Genomic DNA, 17,067 nt, shown 5'->3' with positions numbered 1-17,067 from the left:
TCATCGATTTCGGCGATCCGGCATCCGGGACGCACAGATGTTGGCCGGGAAGCCGGCAGACCTACCATCACGGCGACTTGCGCGCGGTGATCCTGGCCGAGGCCGCGGGGCTGGTGGCAGAGCGCGGCGCCGACGGCGTCTCGCTGCGCGTTGGCCCGGTCCGCGGGCGTCTCCCACGCCGCGCCGGCGCACCACTTCACCGATCGCCGGGGTCTGTTCACCGCGCTGGCCGCAGAGGGCTTTGCGCGGTTCGCACAGGCTCTGGTCGATGCCCGGGGCGACTTCGTCGACGCCGCACTCGCGTATGTGCGATTCGCCATCGACCACCCGGGCCACTACCGCCCGACGGAGACGGTGCGACGGATCGCGAGGATGCTGTTCGCCCGGTGAGGGCGCTATTCGCCGGCGGGCTGGCTCGGCGGCTTCTTCGGCAAGAACGATGCCGGGATGATGGTGAACGCCACCAGCACGACGGCCAGCACGAACACCGCGGTATAGGCGTGCGCCAGGTGGTGCGACACGTGGCTGGCCAGATCGGGGGCAAGCGGCTGTCGCGGGACGGCGGACGGATCCGCCGGCAGGCCGTGCTTGCCGGCGCCCGGGCGCACCCCGCCCATCTCGTTCGCCGCCATCAGGGCCTCGTTGCGGTTGAACTGATTGGTCAGGATCACCGCCATGAGTGCGGCCCCAATCGAGCCGCCGACCTGCTGGTTGACGCTGATCAGCGTCGTCCCGCGGGCAACCTGATGCGGGGCTAGCGCCTGCATGAGCGCCGCGGAGAGCGGCGTGGTGGTGAGGCCGATGCCCAGCCCCATGATCGCCAGCCCGGTCACCAAGACCGGCGAATACGCGGCCTGCCTGGCGACCCCGTAGGTGAAGACACCCAGCCCCACCGCCATGAGCGGCAGCCCGATCAGCACGATGTTGCCGGGCCCGCGCTTATCCACGAAGGCTCCGCCGAGCGGCATGGTCAGCACCGCGCCGATCCCGATCGGCAGCATGTGCAGACCGGACTGCATCGGCGTCTCGTGGCCGACGATCTGGAAGAAACTCGGCACCAGCAGGCCGGTACCGACCGAGGCGGCGGCGAACACCAGCAGCGTCGCGTTGACCTGGGTGACCACCGGGTTTCGGAACAATCGCAGGTCGATCAGGGGGTGATCGGTGCGATACCAGGCATGCAGGATGAACGCGGCGATCAGGCCCAGGCCGAGGAGGGCCGGGCCCAACACGTAGCGGTCGGCGATCGTGTGCCGCCCCGGGATGGAACACACCCCGCACAGAAAGATCGCCACGCCGGGCGACAGGAGCAGCGCGCCGGTGATGTCGAGCGCCTCCGACGGCGCCGAACGATCCTTCGGGAACATGATCGCTGCCAGGGCGAAGGCGGTGAGCCCGATCGGCAGGTTGATCAGGAAGATCCACTTCCAGCCGTAGGCGCCGATCAGCCAGCCACCTAGGATGGGCCCGCCGATGGGGCCGAGCAGGATCGGGATTCCACCCACCGCCATCAGGCGGCCGACCCGTTTCGGTCCCGCCTTGCGCGTCAGGATCACGAAGCTCAGCGGCAACAACATGCCGCCGCCGACGCCCTGGACTATCCGAAACAGGATGAGCAACAGTATGTTTGGCGCGACCGCGCACAGCAGCGATCCCAGCGTGAAGATCAGCACTGAACCCATGAAGAGGCGCTTGGTGCCGAACCGATCCGCCGCCCATCCGGTAATCGGAATCACGGTGGCGAACGCGAGCATGTAGCCGGCGATCGTCCACGAGACGATGGCCTGGGTGGACCCGAACTGCGCGATGAAGGTGCGCTGTGCGACGGCGACGACGGTGCTGTCCAGCACCGCCATGATGCAGGCCAGGCCGCACACTCCGGCGATCCTGAACAGCGCGGCGTCCAGTTTCTCGGGGTATTCGTCGGAGCGCAGCGGCGATCCCGGGCCGGTGGGCAACGGGACACTGAAAGCTGCGGAGCGGGTCTTCTGCATGGCGCCGCTGAGCATATCCACAGGGTTGCCCCGACAGAAGGTTTTTACTCGTATCCGCTTATTCGCACGCGTGTAATTCGCACCGCTGAGATCGCGTCCTGAACCCTCGCTAAACCGCCAAACGTCCTGGTTGCGCGGTTACCGGGCGATCATGTTATTCGCCGGCCGTTTCGCTTGCCGGCTTTTTCGGCAAAAACGACGCCGGAATGAAGGTGCACACCACCAGCACGACGGCAATCACAAATACCGCGGTATAGGCGTGCGAAAGATCGTGCACCACATTGCTCGCAAATCCCTGGGCAAGCGACTGCCGGGGTATCGCCGACGGATCGACCGGCACTCCGTCGGCCAACGCCTTCTGGTGCAGGGCGGCAAGCTTGTTTGCTGCGACGATGTTGGGACTCCGATTGAACTGGTTCGTCAGGATCATCGACATCAGCGCGGTTCCCATCGAGCCGCCCACCTGGTGGCTGACGCTCATCAGCGTCGTTCCCCGGGCGATCTGATGGGGCGCCAGCGCCTGCACGGAGGCGACCGACAGGGGCATCATCGTGCAGCCCATGCCCAGGCCCATGATTGCCAGCCCGACCAGCAGGATGGGCAGGTAGTGGGCCTGGGTGGCCACCCCGAAGGCGAAGGCGCTCAGGCCGGCGGTGATCAGCGCGATCCCGACCAGCACGATCTTGCCGGGACCCTGCCTGTCCACCAGCGGCCCGGTGAGCCGCATGGTCAACATGGCGCCCAGCCCCTGGGGGATCATGTGCACGCCCGCCTGCATGGGCGTCTGGTGCAGCACCTGCTGGAAATAGCTCGGGAGCAGCAGGCCGGCGCCGAAAAATGCGCCGGCGAACACCAGCATCGTCACGTTGGCGTGCGTGAGCACGGGGTTGCGGAACAGCCGCAGGTCTATCAGCGGGTGGTCGGCGTGATGCCACGCGTGCGCGACGAAGCCCGCGATCAACCCCAGCCCGATCACCGCCGGTATCACCACCTGGCGGTCGGCCACGGTGCCGCGGCCCGGGATGGAGGACACCGCGAACAAGAACATCGCCAGGCCCGGCGAGAGCAGCAGCACGCCGACGGCGTCGAAGGTCTCCGACCGGGCCGGGTGATCCCGCGGGAAGATGATGGCGGCCAGTGCGATGGTGAGAAATCCGATCGGCACATTGATCAGAAAGATCCACCGCCAGCTCGAGGTGTCGATCAGCCAGCCGCCCAGGATCGGGCCGCCGATCGGGGCGAGCAGCATCGGGATGCTCAGGATCGACATCAGGCGCCCGAGCCGTCCCGGGCCTGCTTCGCGGGTCAAGATCATGAATCCCAACGGCAGCAGCATGCCACCGCCGATTCCCTGTACCACGCGAAACGCAATGAGCTGCACGATGTTTGCGGCAATCGCACACAGCAGCGAGCCCAATATGAACGCCACCACGGAACCCATGAAGAGCCGTTTGGTGCCGAACCGGTCGGCCGCCCACCCGGTTATCGGGATCACGGTCGCCAGGGCGAGGGTGTAGCCGGTCATCGTCCAGGCCACGACGGCCTGTGAGGACGCGAATTGGTCGATGAAGGTGCGTTGCGCGACGCTGACGACCGTGACGTCCAGGATCGCCATCACGGTGGCCAAGATGCACACACCGGAGATCCGCAACAGCGCGGCATCGAGCTTGTCGGGATATTCCCGTTCCTCGACACCCGGCTGCCCGGTGGGGGCGTGGGGCAGCGGCGTTTTCGCCGCTGAGTACGAGGCCTCATCCATGGCGTTGCTTAGCATATCGAACTGATCACATTGCCTGACGCTCGCGGCGGTCGTAGTCTGTGCAGGTCTGGCAGCGGCCGAAATCAGTTATCGCGCTTGGGCGAGTGCATATACGCCTGCTGTCTGCGTGTCCTTCACCATTCCGACACTTGGGATCGGCAAACTGCTGGTGTGTCTGGAAAATTGATCGTCTCGGTCTCGGGGATCGGTGAAAGCACCCTTCCCGACGTCGAGGCGTTCTGCGCAAAAATGGATGCCCGCAAGGTACCGGTGTCATTGCTGGTGGCGCCCCGCCTGTCCGGTGACTACCGGCTCGACCACGACCCACGAACCGTTGAATGGCTGACCACCCGTCGCGCCGGCGGCGACGCCATCGTGCTGCATGGCTACGACGACGCCGCGACCAAAAAGCGCCGCGGCGAATTCGCGATCCTGCGGGCGCACGAGGCCAACCTGCGATTGACGGCCGCCGACCGGGTGCTCGAGCACCTCGGGCTGCGCACCCGCTTGTTCGCCGCGCCCGGCTGGGTGGTGTCACCCGGCGTTGTCAAGGCATTGCCGGACAACGGATTCCGCTTGCTGGCTGATCTGCATGGGATCACCGACCTGGTCCGCCACAACACCGTCCGCGCACGCGTCCTCGGCATCGGCGAAGGCTTCCTCACCGAGCCGTGGTGGTGCCGGATGGTGGTGCTTTCAGCCGAGCGGATCGCTCGCCGCGGCGGCGTCGTGCGGGTTGCGGTCGCGGCTCGCCACCTGCGCAAGCCCGGGCCGCTACAGGCCATGGTGGACGCGGTCGACCTGGCCTTGATGCACGCCTGCACACCCACCGTGTATCGCTGGGAGCCGGCTAAAGCGGTGCTCGACGCCGCCTGACGAAGCGGCTGTCTGACCTGCTCGTCGGGGCACTACCCTGGTCCGACATGAGCGATTCTTCGGTTGCGGGGTTCGACGCTGATGCCATCGTCGTCGGGGCGGGCTTGGCCGGCCTGGTCGCCGCCTGCGAACTGGTGGATCGCGGCTTACGGGTGCTCATCGTCGATCAGGAGAACAGCGCCAACCTGGGCGGGCAGGCCTTCTGGTCCTTCGGCGGCCTGTTCTTCGTCGACAGCCCCGAGCAGCGCCGGTTGGGTATCCGCGACAGCCATGAACTCGCGTTGCAGGACTGGCTCGGCACGGCGGCCTTCGACCGTCCCGAGGACTACTGGCCACGCCAATGGGCGCACGCCTACGTCGATTTCGCCGCCGGGGAGAAACGCAGCTGGCTGCGGTCGCGGGGGCTCAAACTCTTCCCGCTGGTGGGTTGGGCCGAGCGCGGCGGCTACGACGCACAGGGACACGGCAATTCGGTTCCCCGCTTCCACATCACCTGGGGCACCGGGCCCGCGCTGGTCGACATCTTCGCCCGTCAACTGCGCGACCGCTCGTCGGTCCGGTTCGCGCACCGCCACCAGGTCGACGAGCTGATCGTCGAGGGCGACGCGGTGACCGGCGTCCGGGGCACCGTGCTGGAGCCGTCGGCCACGCCCAGGGGAGTCGCGTCATCGCGAAAATCGATAGGGCAGTTTGAATTTCGCGCCGACGCGGTGATCGTGACGAGCGGCGGCATCGGCGCCAATCATGAACTGGTGCGCAAGAATTGGCCGAAGGACATGGGCCGCGTTCCAGAGCAACTGCTGAGCGGGGTGCCGGCCCACGTCGACGGCCGGATGATCGCCATCTCGCAGCGGGCCGGTGCGCGGGTGATAAATCCCGACCGGATGTGGCACTACACCGAGGGCATCACCAACTACGACCCGATCTGGCCGCTGCACGGGATCCGGATCATTCCGGGCCCGTCGTCGCTGTGGCTGGACGCGAGCGGCAGGCGGTTGCCGGTCCCGCTCTACCCCGGTTTCGACACGCTGGGCACCTTGGAGTACATCACCAAATCCGGGTTCGACTACACCTGGTTTGTGTTGAACACCAAGATCATTGAGAAGGAATTCGCGCTGTCCGGGCAGGAACAGAATCCCGACCTGACCGGACGGAGCGTCCGCGAGCTGCTGCGAAACCGGGCGCGTTCCGGGCCGCCGGGGCCGGTGCAGGCGTTTGTCGACCGGGGTGTGGACTTCGTCAGCGCGAACTCGTTGCGCGACCTGGTGACGGCGATGAACAAGCTGCCCGACGTGCAGCCGCTGGACTACGCCACCGTGGAGGCCGAGGTCACCGCCCGGGATCGGGAGGTGGCCAACAAGTTCAGCAAGGACGGGCAGATCACGGCGATTCACGGCGCGCGCAACTATCTTGGCGACCGGCTGGGCCGGGTGGTGGCGCCGCACCGGCTGACCGATCCGAAGGCGGGGCCGATGATCGCGGTCAAGCTGCACATCCTGACCAGAAAAACGTTGGGCGGCATCGAAACCGACCTTGCCTCGCGGGTGTTGAAGGCCGACGGCACGCCGCTGAGCGGCCTGTACGCCGCCGGCGAGGTGGCCGGGTTCGGCGGCGGCGGCGTGCACGGCTACCGCGCCCTGGAGGGCACCTTTCTGGGTGGCTGTATCTTTTCCGGCCGCGCCGCCGGACGCGGCGCCGCCGACGACATCACCTAGCCGCGGGCGAGGGCCAACCGGTCGCTAGAACGTGACGGCGTCTTCCTCGGGCAGCACCTGGAAGTCAGTGCTGGTCATCTCTGTCAGGCGTCCGTAGTAGATGCCGCGCGCATCCGGGGCGATGATCCCCTGGTGAATGGGAACGGCGCGCTCCGGAGCCACGGCACGCAGGTAATCGACCGCTTCGGACACCTTCATCCACGGCGCGGCCGCCGGGGTGGCCAACACGTCCACCGGTTCGTCGGGCACGAAGAGTGCATCACCGGGATGCATCAGCCGGGCGCGATGGCCGGCATCGCCCACCAGAAACGAAATGTTCTCTATCACAGGAATTTCCGGGTGGATGACCGCATGTTTGCCGCCGACCGCGCGAACCGTCAGTTCACCGATGTGCAGCTCGTCGCCGACGTGCACCTCGCGGCAGGGCGCGCCAAGTTGCGCGGTGGTCTGCGGATCGGCGTAGAGCGCCGCATCCGGGTTACCCTCAAGCAATGCCGGCAGCCGTTTGGCGTCGACATGGTCGGGATGCTGATGGGTGATCAAGATGGCGGTCAGGCCGGTGATTCCCTCGAATCCGTGCGCGAAGGTACCGGGGTCGAAGAGCACGCGGGTGTGGTCGAACTCGGCAAGTAGGCACGAATGGCCGAAATGCGTCAGTTGCATATCTACGATTGTGCCTTGATGGACAAGCTGCCGATGCGCGTGATCCTGGCCACGATGCTGGTCGCAGGCAGTTTCGCAGTTGCTCTGATCGTCGTCGTCCCTGCGCACGCCGAGCCGGAGACTTGCCCGGGGCTGTGCGACCGAATCCCGAATACCGCGTGGATCGATCAGCACGCCGTCCCGCTGGACGCCGTGTACCACTGGCCCGCCCTGGCCGGCCAGGCTCTGCAGACGACCGGTTCGGCGCCCGGCCCGCGGTTCCGGTTCGAGGAGCTGTGCGCCGCGCCGGCGATACCCCAGGACCCCCGCGACTCGGCCGTCGCGGCCCGCGTGACGGTGCAGCATCCCGACGGGCAGTGGCAACTGCAGGCCCAGGTCCTGCACTGGCGCGGTGACACCGCGCACGGTGGCGCGATCGCGACCACGGCGTTCAGCAATGCCGTCGCCGCGCTGCGGGCCTGCCAGCAGCGTGCACCGCAGGAGTCACCGTCGCTGACCATCGACGAATCGAATCGGATGGCCGCCGTGATCAGCGGCCCGGTGGTGATGCACACCTATCTGTTCGCCCACCCGGCCAGCAGCACGATCAGCGAGGTCACGCTCTGGTCGACGGCCCCGCCGCAGACGGCCTGGCCGGCGATGGCGGACGATCCGGTGCTCAATGCCATGAGCGGACCCCTGTGCGAGGCCTACATTGCCTCGTGCCCGTAACCCCGAGCTGCGCGTTCGCCGGTAGAGTTGGCGCCGAAAACGCCAACTGAGGAGGAGCGCCGGTGGCCCGGGTGATCGTGAGCGTGATGCCCAAAGCGGAGATTCTCGACCCGCAAGGTCAAGCGATTGTGGGCGCGCTGGGTCGCCTCGGACATCCGGGAATCTCAGAAGTTCGGCAAGGCAAGCGGTTTGAGCTCGAAGTGGACGACAGTGTCGACGATTCGGCGCTCGCCGAGATCGCGGAATCGCTGTTGGCGAACACCGTGATCGAAGACTGGACGATCAGCCGGGAGACGCAGTGACGGCACGCATCGGGATCATCACCTTCCCCGGCACACTCGACGACGTGGACGCCGCCCGCGCCGCGCGGCGGGTGGGTGCCGAGGCGGTCAACCTGTGGCACGCCGACGCCGATCTGCGGAGCGTGGACGCCGTGGTGGTGCCCGGCGGCTTCTCCTACGGCGACTACCTGCGAGCCGGTGCGATCGCCAGGTTCGCCCCGGTGATGACCGAGGTCGTGGAGGCCGCCCGGCGCGGCATGCCAGTGTTGGGCATCTGCAACGGTTTTCAGGTGCTCTGCGAGGCCGGCCTGCTGCCCGGGGCGCTGACCCGCAACGTGGGCCTGCACTTCATCTGCCGCGACGTGTGGCTGCGAGTGGCGTCGACCTCGACGGCGTGGACGTCTCGATTCGAGCCCGACGCCGATCTGCTGGTCCCGCTGAAGTCCGGCGAGGGACGCTACGTGGCGCCGGCTGAGGTGATCGAGGAGCTCGAGGGCGACGGGCGGGTGGTGTTCCGGTACCACGAGAACGCCAACGGATCGCTGCACGACATCGCCGGGGTCAGTTCCGCCAATGGCCGCGTGGTGGGCCTGATGCCGCATCCCGAGCACGCCATCGAGGCACTGACCGGGCCTTCCGACGACGGCCTGGGCCTGTTCTATTCGGTGCTGGACGGCGTGCTCGCCGGTTGAGCGGAAACGCCTGCGGCATCGCGCAATTCGGCGAATGACGCGGCGATGGCATCCGTCGCCTCGTGCGGGTCGTTGAACGTCCGGTCGTCGGTGAGCACCGCGACGCCGAGTCGGTCCACATAACTCCACACGGTGATGTTGACCGGGGCGCCGGGCGACAGCACGCCGGTGGAATAGATCTCGCTGACGGCCGCGCCGCCGAAGTGGCCGCGCTCGCGCGGCCCTACCACGCTGGACACCGCGACGTTCATCAGCTTGTTCGGCGCGTCGCGCAGGCCCAGCCACCGAAATGCGGCGGGCGCGAAGGCGGTCGGAAGGTAGGCCATCATTTTTCCGTAGAGCTCCGGGCCGAGGACCTCGTGGTCTTCCTTGGCGATCCTGGTGGCCAGGGCGACCAGCTGGGCCCGCTCCTTGGGGTCGGCGACATGGACCGGCAGCGAGATCATCAGCCCGCTGATCTCATTGCCGGTGATCCGGTCCGACTTGTCGGTGGCCGTCGGCACCGAGGCGATGATCGGGCGCTCGGCCGCGCCGTCATAAGCCAGCAACAACGTCCGCAGCCCGCCGGTCGCCATGGCCAGCACCACATCGTTCACCGTGATGCCCAACGCCTTTGCCGTCGCTTTGACCTCCGGCAGCGATAACGACGTGCTGGCGAACCAGCGTTGCGGCGAGACGAGATGGTTGAGGAATGTCGGCGGTGCGTCGAACGCCTCGGCCAGGTCGGGGTGGGCCCCGCGCTCTCTGGACCGACGGCGCACCCGCATCATGCCGACGGCCGCGTCCTTGAGCAGCCTGGGCAGTTCACCGATCTGCCGGACGTGGTCGCGCGCCGCCGCACGCAACAGGTCGGCATTGGACGTGGTGACGCCGCCCTCGTCGTTGTCGCGCTCGTCGGTGTGCCCGTCGCGCAGATCCATCGCGCGGGCCAGCAGGTTGACCGATGCGACACCGTCGGCCAGCGCATGGTGAACTTTGCCGATCAAGGCGAATCGGCCACCGGCCAGCCCCTCGGCGAAATGGAACTCCCACAGCGGGCGACTGCGGTCCAGCGGAGTGGATGCCACGTTGCCGATCACCTGATCGAGCTCGCGCCGACCACCCGGCGCGGGCACCTGCACCCGCCGCAGGTGGTAGTCCAGGTCGACGTCGCAGTTCTCCTGCCACATGGGGTGGTGCAGATGCCAGGGAATGTCAACGAGCTTGTAGCGCAACGGTTCTAGTAGATGGAGCCGGCGACGCACGTGGCGACGAAACGCCTCGAAACCGAATTCGCCGTCGAAGTCGGCGGGGTCGATGATGGCCACCTTCAGCGTGTGCGTGTGCAGGTTGGGCGTCTCGCTGTAGAGCAGCATCGCGTCCATACCGTTGAGTCTTTTCACACGCCACCTCCAGCGGCCCCGGGTGCGGTCAGCCCAGGATCGGGAACCGGCGCTGGCCGGCGAGCCGCTGCAGCGCGGCTTCCATGACGGCGCGTACGTGGGCGTCGACCTCGTCGACGTCGGGGTCGGCCCCGAACCGGGCGGTGATGTCGATCGGCTCGAGAACCTCGGTGACGACCTTTGCCGGCAGGGGCACGTTGGGCGGGAAGATGACGCTCAGCCCGAAGGGGAATCCGACGCTGATCGGCAGGATGTCCATCCGCGCCTTCGTTAGGCCGAGCTTGCGGGCCAGCCAGTTGCCCCGGGTCAGGAACAACTGGGTCTCCTGGGCGCCGATGGACACGGTCGGCACGATGGGCACCCCGGCTTCGATGGCGGTCCGCACGTAGCCGGTGCGGCCGTTGAAGTCGATGGTGTTGGCGCTGAAGGTGGGCCGGTAGGAGTCGTAGTCGCCACCCGGGAACACCAGCACCACGGCGCCGGAATGCAGGGCGGTGGCGGCGTTTTCACGGCTGGCCTCGATGACCCCGAGGCGGCGCAGCCAGCCGTCCAAGGGCCCGATGAACAGCCCGTAATGGCCCAGCGTGTAGACCGGGCGGTCGTAGCCGAACCTGTTGTAGAAGGCGGGGGAGAAGATCAGGACGTCCGGGGTCAGCATGCCGCCCGAGTGGTTGGAGACCACCAGGGCTCCGCCCGACGACGGCACGTTGTCAATATTTCGCACCTCGGCCCGGTAGTACCGCTTGATGGCCGGTCCGAGCACCTTCGTCACCTGTTTTGTTAAGGCCGGATCCCATTTGGCCGTTTCGTGGTTGTCCGCCGCGTCCACACCGTTGCCCTTCATGGCTCCCCGCCGTCCGTTCTGCGCTCTTTGCTACTTGTTGCCGGTGTGACGCCGGTCTCAAACCTGAGCCCTCGATCGGCATATGCTACTCTCCATTAAAGAGAATGTCATATCCGTTTGCTGGGGCGAACGCGTAGCGGGGGAGTATGTCCGAAAAGGTTCTTGTTACCGGGGGTTTCGGACTCGTCGGCTCGCAGACGGTGCGCCGGCTGGTTGCCGACGGCCATCGCGTCGTCGTGACCGACCTGGGCACCGCCGCCCAGCGCAAAGCCGCGGCGGCGCTGCCGGCCGGAGCCGAGGCGCACTGGGCGGATCTGACGGACCCGGGACAGGTTGATCGGCTGCTCGCCGAGACGTCGCCCACCGCCATCGTCCACCTGGCCGCGGTGATCCCGCCGCTGATCTATCGCCAGCCCGCGCTGGGCCGCCGCGTCAACGTCGACGCGACCGTCACGCTGCTGCGCGCGGCGCAGTCGAGGCCGCATCCGGTGCGGTTCATCCAGGCGTCGAGCAACGCCGTGTACGGCGCGCGCAACCCGCACCGGCATCACGAGCTGTTGCGCCCGGACAGCCCGATGAACCCGGCCGACCTGTACGGCGCGCACAAGGCCGAAGCGGAACAGCACCTGCGGGCGTCGGATCTCGAGTGGGTCGTCCTGCGCCTGGCCGGGGTGATCAGCGTCGAACCGGACGCCATGCCGTTCAGCGTCGATGCGTTGTTCTTCGAAAGCGCCCTGCCGGCCGATGGCCGTATTCACACCGTCGATGTCCGCGATGTCGCGCGCGCGTTCGCCGCCGCGGTGACCGCCGATGTCGCCGGTGAGACACTGCTGATCGCGGGCGACGAGTCGCACCTGCTTCGGCAGGGGGAGGTCGGTAAGGCGCTGGCCGCCGCGCGCGGTCTGGTCGACGTCCTGCCCGGCGGCCGGCCGGGCGATCCGGACAGCGACGACGACTGGTTCGTCACGGACTGGATGGATACGGTTCGGTCCCAGCAGGTCCTGCGATTCCAGCGCCATTCGTGGCCGGACATGCTCGCCGAGATGCGGGCGGTCGCCGGGTGGCGGCGCTACCCGATGCGGCTGATCTCGCCGTTGGCCCGACGGTTCCTCAAAAGCCGTGCGGCCTACCGGGATACGCCCGGACGCTACGCCGATCCGTGGGGCGCGATCCGGGCCGGGTTGGGCGAGCCGCGCCCGGATACTCCGTCGAAGTAGGTAGCGGGTCCGGAAGTCAGCCGGCGTCGCGCAGTAAAGGCCGTTCCGTGGAAGGCAATTCGACGGTGGGGCTCAGCTCATCGAAGAGCTCGGTGGCATCCGCGACGGCCCGGTCGACGAACGACGCGAAGTCGTTGAAGGACACGTCGTTTCGGATCCATTGCGACTTGCGGGCCGTCACGCCGATGCGCTGCGGGTCCGACGAACCGTGCACGATCGCGGTGACCTCGCGGTCGAGGCGGTTCCACCGGTCGCAGAAGTACGTCAGCCACGGGCGGTCGGCAGCCGGGAAATAACACCCGGGAGTGACGCGGATGATCAACACGTCGTCGTGCGCGGGCGAGACCTCGAAGTGAACGTGCAAGCGCCGCGGAGCGTTGGTGACGAAGAAGTATTCGCCGTCGTGGTGGCCGCGAAAATATCGCCGCCCGCGGGTGCGCAGGTAGCGTTCGACCAGGTTCGCGCACAGCTGCTCATTCATCATGAGTTCGATGGTGCGGCCTGTGGCTTTGGGAATGCTTGGAGCCGAGCGAAGCGGCACCGAAGAATCTGTTGAGAGTTGGCTGAGTGAGCACCGGCTCGTAGGGGTTTTGACCGTCGCTCAGGTGGGCCCGCGTCGTTCCACGATGCCGGCGCCCGGGCTGGGCACGGTGCGCGGCAGCGTGACCGTAAACCTGTACCTCTCGGGCCGGTCGTGGAATTCCACGACCTCGAGGGGCTTCTCGTCAGGGCCGTAGCTGGTGCGTTCGAGCACCAGCACGGGAGACCCCAGCGGCAGGTTCAGAGCGCCGGCCACTCCAGCGATCAAGACAGGGGCGCTGGGCGAGATGACCTCGCACTACTGCCGTGACATCGACGGCAACCTGATCGAGATCGCCGTCTACTGAGGGTCGGCCAGCGGATACAGGGCCGGAAGGTTGATCACGATGGCCTCTTGGCTGCTGCGTGCGATCACCACCTCGGCGGTAGTGTCGGGGTCGGGGTTCTCCTCGCGGTGCGGCAGGAACGGCGGGATGAAGACGTAATCGCCGGGTGCGGCAGCGATGCGGACCTCTCCGATGCCGTCATGGAAGACGAATTCCGGGTTGCCGCTTCGCACATAAATGGCGGTCTCCGAGTCACCGTGATGGTGGTTGTCCGAAGCCGATCGCGGCGACGCGTGCGTCTCGCCCATCCAGAGCTTCTCCGCGCCGACCGAGTTGCCGGACAGCGCGGCGAAGCGCCGTAATCCCTCCGATTGTGCTGTGTCGGAGCTGATTTCCGACGCCTTGATGTGGCGTACCCGGTTGCGCGCGGCGGGCGGCGCCGTGTCGAAGTCTGGATGGAATCCGTCTGTGGTGGCCATTGGTCAATTATCGCGGGATCCGAGGCGCTCGGCGAACCCGCGCAGATCCCTGGCGACGATGTTGGGCTGCGGTAGTCCGTCGACCGGCAGCGGCGCGTTGCCGCGCCGGGTGATCAGAGCTGCGCTGAATCCGACATTCTGCGCACCGATGGTGTCCCACACGTGCGCGGCGACCATCATGCAGTCCGCCGGAGCCACCGCGAGGGTCTCGCACGCATATTGGTAGACGGCGGGCGACGGCTTGAAGACGCCGCGGGCGTCGACGCTCAGTTGGTGTTCGAAAAAGCCCGCCAGCCCGGAACGTTGCAGTGCCGTCGGGCCAGCCGGGTTGGGCGGGGAGTTGCTCAGGGTCGCCAGTCGAAAACCGTTGTCACGCAGCGCGGCAAGCCCGTCGGCCGCGTCGGGGTGTGCCGGCATGGTGAGCAGCGCGGTCTTCAGGCGGTCCGCGTCGTTTTCGGTGACGTTCACCTGGTGGATGTCGCCCAGCATGCGCAGCACCCCCTGGGCGAGCATCGGAAACGTCACGTAGTTGCCGGCCAACGTGATGGACATCGAGTACATGACGAGCTGCGCGAACCACTCGCGCAGCATCCGTTCGTCCCCGAACAGCTCGCCGAAAAGCGGTGCGATGGACTCGATATCGAGCAACGTCTCGTTGACGTCGAAGACGAGGACGGATGGTGTTGCCATGGCTAGTGCTCGACATTCTTTCGTTGAGGAATATCCGGTCGTAGATACCCCACGAGGCACAACACAACCAGGACCATCGCGGCCACCGGCCACCGCAGGGCGACCAGCGCCGCCGTCACGAACACCCCGAGCGTGATGAACGAGGCGTCGGAGCGGCTCGGCGAAAAGCAGCCGCGACGCATCGGCTGTTCGGTGAGGAAATGCCCGACCGATCCGGTCGCCAGCGGGCCTTGCTGCCACGCCAAACCCATACCGTTTCCTTCCCTTTCGGACAGCCCTTCGCGGGCGGGGGGTTCGCGGACGCGCATCACTCCATGACGACGACGAGCTTTCCGGGGGCTTCACCCGACTCGGCTACGCGGTGCGCTTCGCGGATGTCGTCGAAGGAGAAGACACGTGCCGGTGCCGCGTGGAGCGTGCCATCGGCGATCTGCTGGGCGATTTCACCGAATGGCACATCGGATACCGGGAATCCGGGATTGCCGAACACGGGGCTGGCGAAGAAGCTGAAGCTCACGCCGCTAGCCATTCGCGCGAGCGGGTTGAAGTCGCCGATGGGCGCCAGGCCCCCCAGCCATCCGGCGAGGCAGGCGGTGCCGCCACGGCGCAGCATGTCCAGGGAGTCCAGGATGGTGCTGTTGCCGACGAGGTCGAGGACGGCGTCGATGCGGTTGGCTTCCGCGATGTGGGCGGCAAGGTCACCGCGCTCCACCTCGACACGGGTCGCGCCCAGCTCTTCGAGCATGCCGAAGCGTGCACGGCTGCGTGCGGTGGCAATGACAGTCGCGCCGGTGCTCACCGCCATCTTCAGTGCGGCCTGACCCAATGCCGAGGTTGCGCCCCGGATCACCAGCGTTTGTCCGGCGGTCAAATTCAGGTTGCGGTACAGGCACGTCCACGCCGTCGCATAGGTTTCCGGCAGCGCTGCCAGCTGCGACCACGGCAGGTCGGATTCGATGAGTGCGACGTTGGCGGCGCGGACGCGGGTGTATTCGGCGTAGCTACCGTTGATGATGCGGCCGAGACCGCCCATCAACGCCGCAACCTTGGCCCCGACCGGGAATTCCCCTCCCGGACACGAGTCGACGACGCCCACACATTCGATCCCGCTGACCTCGGCCGCCTCCGCCCATTCCCCGCGCCGCATGTGGATCTCGGCGTGATTGATGCCGAAACCCTTGACCGCAATCACGACTTCGCCGTCTTTGGGCAGCGGCTTGGGGATGTCGGTATAGACCAGGCTGTCCAGACCGCCGAACTTTTCCAGGACGATCGCCTGCATAGTCGGCCCCCCGGATTCCTCGCGTACGACCGCCGGCGCGGTCGGCAACTGGGGTGACTCGATTGTCGACATCCGCTGTCTCCTAAATCGTTGACAGGGGTGTCGCTGGACGAAGCCGAACCGTGGCAACGAGATCAGTGCAGCCGAAAACATTTTGGGCTGTCTGACCCATTATTATGGGCGAGCCTACCCACTATGTCCAGTGGAACTCGGCGATCAGGCTTTGCGTCGACCGCGAGGCTGGGCGGATCGCCCGTTGCGGGGCGGCGGTTGAGTTCCGAAGGAGCGCACGTAGTCGACGGCGGCATTGACGGCGGCCCGCAACGGTTGCGGATCGCCGGTGACGTGGGTGAGCATCGCGCCGCCCTGATGAGCGGTGACCAGCGACACGGCCAGATGCCGCGGGTCCGCGTCGGGGCGCAGGTCGCCGCGATCGCGCATCGACTCGAGGCCGGCCCGAAACAGCCCAATCCATTGGTCGTATCCCGCGGCGAGGTCGTCGTGTATCTCGCGGTCGGCCTCGATCAGTTCGCCTGCCAAGGACCCGTACACACAACCCCCGACCCGGTACACGGCGTCGATGTCGGACACGCAGGCGTCGGCCCATGCCTGCAGGGCGTCGAAGCTGTCGAGTTCGGCGAATTGCGGCCGAGTGTGGAAGTCCCGCACATCATTACGGCGCGCCTCGACGACGTGCCGGGTCAGATCGCGCTTGTCGGTGAAGTAGTGCGAGATCTGGGATCCGCCCACCCCGGCGGTGCGCCGTACCTGGTCGACGCTCGTGTTGGCGACGCCTCGCTCGAACATCAGCCGGGCGGCGGCGTCAATGATCCGCGCGCGCGTTGCCAGTCCCTTGCGGGTGAACCGCGATGCGGGCCGTTCAGTCACGTCGTCACCTCTGACAGCCTCAGCTCGCCCGTCGCGCCGGCCTGCGCCCCCGCGACCGGCGCGGTGGGCGGGGCACTCGCTCGGCGCTGTCGGTGGCGAACAGGCGCAGGTAGTTGACCGCGAAGCGGATCGCATCGGCATGCGGCCACTCCTCCTGGTAGGTGAACGTCAGCACGCCACCTCCCTGGTGCGCGGCGACGATCACCAGGGCGAGCCGGCGCGGATCGGCATCACGAACCAGCAGCCTGTCACCCTTCATTCGCTGAATTGCACTCTCCAGCAAGTCGATCCACTGGTGGTAGCCGGCGGCCAACGCGCCGCGCGTGGCGTCGTCGGTCTTCGCCAGCTGGGCGGTGAGTGCGTGATAGGTGGGGGTACCGAAGTAGCCGATGCGGCGCAGGTAGCGCATGTTGAGGTCGATCCACCGCTCGAAGTCGTCGAACGAACCCAGGTCCCGAAGCGTGGGCTGGCGGTGAAAGTCCAAGACCACGTTGATCTGGCGCCGGATCACCGCGCGTATCAGCGCCGCCTTGTCGGCGAAATAATGGGCAAGCTGTGAGCCGCTGACCGAAGCCGCGCGGCGCACGTTGTCCATGTTCGACGCGGACAGGCCCTCGGTGACGATCAGCTGGGCGGCCGCCTGCACGATCCGGTCGCGGGTGGCGCGCCCCTTGGGGGTCAACCGTTGTTCGTCGTGAACATCGGGATGGGCCATCGCGCCAGGCTAA

Annotated in this window: 18 protein-coding genes and 3 pseudogenes; 8 read left to right on the top strand and 13 right to left on the bottom strand. The window is 67.0% G+C overall.

Going from position 1 to position 17,067, the window contains the following annotated elements:
• Positions 1-2: 2 nt before the first annotated feature.
• Positions 3-342 (top strand): annotated as a pseudogene (locus B8W69_RS05605) (TetR/AcrR family transcriptional regulator); the annotation flags it as partial.
• Between the two features lie 53 nt (positions 343-395).
• On the opposite strand, the gene B8W69_RS05600 reads toward B8W69_RS05605, so the two are convergent.
• Both B8W69_RS05600 and B8W69_RS05595 read right to left on the bottom strand, forming a co-directional pair.
• Positions 396-2,009: a DHA2 family efflux MFS transporter permease subunit gene (locus tag B8W69_RS05600; protein ID WP_085288932.1), complete on the bottom strand. Its 1,614-nt coding sequence runs from the start codon at positions 2,007-2,009 to the stop codon at positions 396-398.
• Between the two features lie 139 nt (positions 2,010-2,148).
• A complete protein-coding gene (locus tag B8W69_RS05595; protein WP_245843130.1) occupies positions 2,149-3,768 on the bottom strand; it encodes a DHA2 family efflux MFS transporter permease subunit in 1,620 nt (539 codons plus the stop codon).
• Positions 3,769-3,924: 156 nt separating this feature from the next.
• Between B8W69_RS05595 and B8W69_RS05590 the strand changes: the two genes are divergently transcribed.
• Positions 3,925-4,629: a DUF2334 domain-containing protein gene (locus B8W69_RS05590; RefSeq protein WP_085288930.1), complete on the top strand. Its 705-nt coding sequence runs from the start codon at positions 3,925-3,927 to the stop codon at positions 4,627-4,629.
• Positions 4,630-4,676: 47 nt separating this feature from the next.
• The gene (locus B8W69_RS05585; protein WP_085288929.1) at positions 4,677-6,344 is read left to right on the top strand and encodes an FAD-binding dehydrogenase; all 1,668 of its coding nucleotides are present in this window, start codon (positions 4,677-4,679) and stop codon (positions 6,342-6,344) included.
• 24 nt (positions 6,345-6,368) lie between these two features.
• Here B8W69_RS05585 and B8W69_RS05580 read toward each other — a convergent pair whose 3' ends face one another.
• Positions 6,369-7,007, bottom strand: a complete 639-nt coding sequence (locus B8W69_RS05580; RefSeq protein WP_085288928.1) for an MBL fold metallo-hydrolase — start codon at positions 7,005-7,007, stop codon at positions 6,369-6,371.
• Here B8W69_RS05580 and B8W69_RS05575 point away from each other — a divergent pair.
• From B8W69_RS05575 to purQ, 3 genes are all read left to right on the top strand, one after another.
• The gene (locus B8W69_RS05575; protein ID WP_181447334.1) at positions 6,984-7,718 is read left to right on the top strand and encodes an ATPase; all 735 of its coding nucleotides are present in this window, start codon (positions 6,984-6,986) and stop codon (positions 7,716-7,718) included. The two genes, B8W69_RS05580 and B8W69_RS05575, sit on opposite strands and share 24 nt — an antisense overlap.
• Positions 7,719-7,780: 62 nt before the next feature.
• Positions 7,781-8,020, top strand: coding sequence for a phosphoribosylformylglycinamidine synthase subunit PurS (gene purS, locus B8W69_RS05570; protein WP_044487430.1), 240 nt, complete (start codon positions 7,781-7,783; stop codon positions 8,018-8,020).
• Positions 8,017-8,691: a phosphoribosylformylglycinamidine synthase subunit PurQ gene (gene purQ / locus B8W69_RS05565; RefSeq protein ID WP_065028463.1), complete on the top strand. Its 675-nt coding sequence runs from the start codon at positions 8,017-8,019 to the stop codon at positions 8,689-8,691. Before purS ends, purQ begins: the two co-directional genes overlap by 4 nt.
• On the opposite strand, the gene B8W69_RS05560 is transcribed toward purQ, so the two are convergent.
• Complete coding sequence (locus B8W69_RS05560; protein ID WP_181447333.1) at positions 8,658-10,073, bottom strand: WS/DGAT/MGAT family O-acyltransferase; 1,416 nt, start codon at positions 10,071-10,073, stop codon at positions 8,658-8,660. The genes purQ and B8W69_RS05560 overlap by 34 nt on opposite strands.
• A gap of 28 nt (positions 10,074-10,101) precedes the next feature.
• Positions 10,102-10,917, bottom strand: coding sequence for a lysophospholipid acyltransferase family protein (locus tag B8W69_RS05555; RefSeq protein ID WP_085288925.1), 816 nt, complete (start codon positions 10,915-10,917; stop codon positions 10,102-10,104).
• 146 nt (positions 10,918-11,063) lie between these two features.
• Between B8W69_RS05555 and B8W69_RS05550 the strand changes: the two genes are divergently transcribed.
• Positions 11,064-12,134 (top strand): NAD-dependent epimerase/dehydratase family protein, encoded by a 1,071-nt coding sequence (locus B8W69_RS05550; RefSeq protein ID WP_085288924.1) that lies wholly within the window; start codon positions 11,064-11,066, stop codon positions 12,132-12,134.
• A gap of 16 nt (positions 12,135-12,150) precedes the next feature.
• On the opposite strand, the gene B8W69_RS05545 is transcribed toward B8W69_RS05550, so the two are convergent.
• Both B8W69_RS05545 and B8W69_RS05540 read right to left on the bottom strand, forming a co-directional pair.
• On the bottom strand, positions 12,151-12,618 hold the full coding sequence (locus B8W69_RS05545) for a hypothetical protein (RefSeq protein WP_085288923.1): 468 nt from the start codon (positions 12,616-12,618) through the stop codon (positions 12,151-12,153).
• 117 nt (positions 12,619-12,735) lie between these two features.
• Positions 12,736-12,930: pseudogene (locus B8W69_RS05540) on the bottom strand (UTRA domain-containing protein); the annotation flags it as partial.
• Position 12,931: 1 nt separating this feature from the next.
• Between B8W69_RS05540 and B8W69_RS29780 the strand changes: the two are divergent.
• Positions 12,932-13,021, top strand: a pseudogene (locus B8W69_RS29780) (VOC family protein); the annotation flags it as partial.
• Here B8W69_RS29780 and B8W69_RS05535 read toward each other — a convergent pair.
• The 6 genes from B8W69_RS05535 to B8W69_RS05515 all read right to left on the bottom strand — a co-directional run bounded on the left by B8W69_RS05535 (position 13,015) and on the right by B8W69_RS05515 (position 17,054).
• Entirely contained in the window at positions 13,015-13,479 is a 465-nt protein-coding gene (locus tag B8W69_RS05535) for a cupin domain-containing protein (RefSeq protein ID WP_085288922.1), read from the bottom strand. The pseudogene B8W69_RS29780 and the gene B8W69_RS05535 overlap by 7 nt on opposite strands.
• Positions 13,480-13,482: 3 nt before the next feature.
• A complete protein-coding gene (locus B8W69_RS05530) occupies positions 13,483-14,169 on the bottom strand; it encodes a haloacid dehalogenase type II (RefSeq protein ID WP_085289022.1) in 687 nt (228 codons plus the stop codon).
• Between the two features lie 2 nt (positions 14,170-14,171).
• Entirely contained in the window at positions 14,172-14,420 is a 249-nt protein-coding gene (locus B8W69_RS30505; RefSeq protein WP_165762554.1) for a hypothetical protein, read from the bottom strand.
• A 56-nt stretch (positions 14,421-14,476) separates the two neighbouring features.
• On the bottom strand, positions 14,477-15,523 hold the full coding sequence (locus tag B8W69_RS05525) for a zinc-binding dehydrogenase (protein WP_085288921.1): 1,047 nt from the start codon (positions 15,521-15,523) through the stop codon (positions 14,477-14,479).
• A 144-nt stretch (positions 15,524-15,667) separates the two neighbouring features.
• On the bottom strand, positions 15,668-16,339 hold the full coding sequence (locus B8W69_RS05520) for a TetR/AcrR family transcriptional regulator (RefSeq protein ID WP_245843129.1): 672 nt from the start codon (positions 16,337-16,339) through the stop codon (positions 15,668-15,670).
• A 19-nt stretch (positions 16,340-16,358) separates the two neighbouring features.
• Positions 16,359-17,054, bottom strand: a complete 696-nt coding sequence (locus B8W69_RS05515; RefSeq protein WP_085288920.1) for a TetR/AcrR family transcriptional regulator — start codon at positions 17,052-17,054, stop codon at positions 16,359-16,361.
• Positions 17,055-17,067 lie beyond the last annotated feature (13 nt).

The sequence above is a fragment of the Mycolicibacterium vulneris genome, from assembly GCF_002104765.1.
Taxonomy (GTDB): Bacteria; Actinomycetota; Actinomycetes; order Mycobacteriales; family Mycobacteriaceae; genus Mycobacterium; species Mycobacterium vulneris.
The sequence above is the reverse complement of the archived record's forward strand: the minus strand, read 5'-3'. Positions and strand labels throughout refer to the sequence as shown.

Bases quoted from the DNA above. Each gene is read 5' to 3' on its own strand.
- B8W69_RS05600 (WP_085288932.1), bottom strand. From the start codon at position 2,009: ATGCTCAGCGGCGCCATGCAGAAGACCCGCTCCGCAGCTTTCAGTGTC.
- B8W69_RS05595 (WP_245843130.1), bottom strand. From the start codon at position 3,768: ATGCTAAGCAACGCCATGGATGAGGCCTCGTACTCAGCGGCGAAAACG.
- B8W69_RS05585 (WP_085288929.1), top strand. From the start codon at position 4,677: ATGAGCGATTCTTCGGTTGCGGGGTTCGACGCTGATGCCATCGTCGTC.
- B8W69_RS05575 (WP_181447334.1), top strand. From the start codon at position 6,984: ATGGCCGAAATGCGTCAGTTGCATATCTACGATTGTGCCTTGATGGAC.
- B8W69_RS05580 (WP_085288928.1), bottom strand. From the start codon at position 7,007: ATGCAACTGACGCATTTCGGCCATTCGTGCCTACTTGCCGAGTTCGAC.
- B8W69_RS05555 (WP_085288925.1), bottom strand. From the start codon at position 10,917: ATGAAGGGCAACGGTGTGGACGCGGCGGACAACCACGAAACGGCCAAA.
- B8W69_RS05550 (WP_085288924.1), top strand. From the start codon at position 11,064: ATGTCCGAAAAGGTTCTTGTTACCGGGGGTTTCGGACTCGTCGGCTCG.
- B8W69_RS05545 (WP_085288923.1), bottom strand. From the start codon at position 12,618: ATGATGAATGAGCAGCTGTGCGCGAACCTGGTCGAACGCTACCTGCGC.
- B8W69_RS05535 (WP_085288922.1), bottom strand. From the start codon at position 13,479: ATGGCCACCACAGACGGATTCCATCCAGACTTCGACACGGCGCCGCCC.
- B8W69_RS05530 (WP_085289022.1), bottom strand. From the start codon at position 14,169: ATGGCAACACCATCCGTCCTCGTCTTCGACGTCAACGAGACGTTGCTC.
- B8W69_RS30505 (WP_165762554.1), bottom strand. From the start codon at position 14,420: ATGGGTTTGGCGTGGCAGCAAGGCCCGCTGGCGACCGGATCGGTCGGG.
- B8W69_RS05525 (WP_085288921.1), bottom strand. From the start codon at position 15,523: ATGTCGACAATCGAGTCACCCCAGTTGCCGACCGCGCCGGCGGTCGTA.
- B8W69_RS05515 (WP_085288920.1), bottom strand. From the start codon at position 17,054: ATGGCCCATCCCGATGTTCACGACGAACAACGGTTGACCCCCAAGGGG.